Raw genomic sequence first — 1,662 nt, 5'->3', positions numbered from 1 at the left:
CGTAAGCCTTGATCAGTTTGCGAAGGCCCTCGCGCGTGAAGGTTTCCTGAAGGCCCATCTGGATTTCCGGCAACTCATCTTGCTCTCCCGGCGAACTGCCGTCCGTCGCGGGGCCGGAAACGAAAATATGCGAGTAACCGCGCAAATCGATCGGAACGGCACCGCGGCGAATGCCGTCGCGAACGCGTTCGAGAAGGTTTGCCTGCCCCAGTGCCGCCGTGCCGTCCAGCAGCAGATCGGAAATCCTGGAAAGCCAGAGGTCGCGATCGAGGCGACCGGGATCGCCAAACAGGGCGTCATCGATACGGGCAACGGTCTGTCGCAACTGGCTGCGTGACTTGCGGCTCGCCTCCGCCAAACCGGATTGGTCGACGTACTTCGCTTCGGTGACGATTGCCCTGAGCTTCGGAAGACCATCCTCGCCTGTCGAGAGGCTGATGCCAAGGATGTCTGCGATCCCCTCTTCCTTTTGCCCAAGCCATTCCGCGTAATCATCGAGGAGGAACCAGGCAACGGCTGCGCGCTCACCAAGCTCCTCTTCGACCAGGGCCCGGCTCAGCACCAAACCGATCAGCTCGCCGGCCGAAACGCCCCGTTTGGCTGCCCGCAAAACGATGTCGCCCGATATGGCATTGGCGTCTTCGATCATTCGCCGCGCGAGACCTGCAAGCCGGTCGTCGTCAAGACCCAAGGAGAGTTCGGCAAGCCGCCGCTTGACCAGCACGTGAAGTATTCGTAGCTCCGATGTCGACGATACGACCATGTTGCGGCCGTGGGTACGTTGGCGACGATACCGGATCACGTTGATCCCTTGGGCAGCAAGCTGCCGCTTGTCGAGAAGATCGTCGTAAGTGGCGACCCACTCCGCCAATTTATGCACCTCGTCGAACATCCCCTTCAGGCCACCATCCTGAAACGAGATCTGGCGGGCCGGCAGATAGTGCTCGTCTGGTCCGTGCGACTGGCGCCGAACAACGTTCGCGACGGCGTCGATATAGGCCCAGCCCACGTCTGGCTGACGTGGGCACGTCAGGTAGCTCGTCGCCTTGAGTTCGTCTTCGGCGGTGACCCGCCGGTACGACCAGCGGGCCGGTACGTGTTCCAGCAACGAAGGATTATCCTGCAAAGTCGGAACCGGAAACCACTGTTCGCGCGCTTGACGGGACACAACGTCGTGCAGGAACGCCACGTCTATCTCGCGTGCTCCGCCCGACTTTGATCCGCCCGCGACGTCGAGCATGACGCCGATACGCAGCTTGGACATGAAGTTCCGCGATGTCTCGCTGACCACAACCGCATCCGGATCGTTTTCCGATCGTTCAAGCAGCTCGGTATAGACTCCAGACAAGCGAGCCCGGTCGCGATGGCGGACCAGCACATTACAATGGACTTCCTCCTGGTCCTGCACCGAACTTAGCGCGCTCACGGTTGCGAGCGGCAAGCCGGCCGCATCGCAATTGTAGAGCATGATGCTGAGATTCGACCGCTCATGCGGCTGCAGGTCGAGATAGCGTTCGAGCAGAGCGCGGATCTGTCTTGCGGCCTCTGATGGGTCAACGTCCGTGGTCGCCTCAGACGGATCTCGGACCGGCCGCTCGACCAAGCTGTAGTCGTTGACTGTGCTTGTTTCCGTGAGGAGGACAGGTTCGCTGCTGTCATAGC

The 1,662-nt window shown here is 61.0% G+C and carries 1 protein-coding gene; it reads right to left on the bottom strand.

Annotation, left to right across the window (positions count from 1 at the left end):
- Positions 1 to 1,662: hypothetical protein (locus EOA23_RS34505; RefSeq protein WP_210212524.1), on the bottom strand; the 1,662-nt coding region annotated here is incomplete at both ends.

The sequence above is a fragment of the Mesorhizobium sp. M2A.F.Ca.ET.042.01.1.1 genome (genome assembly GCF_003997405.1).
In the GTDB taxonomy this organism is placed as follows: Bacteria; Pseudomonadota; Alphaproteobacteria; order Rhizobiales; family Rhizobiaceae; genus Mesorhizobium.
This window is presented reverse-complemented; position numbering and strand designations above follow the sequence as displayed.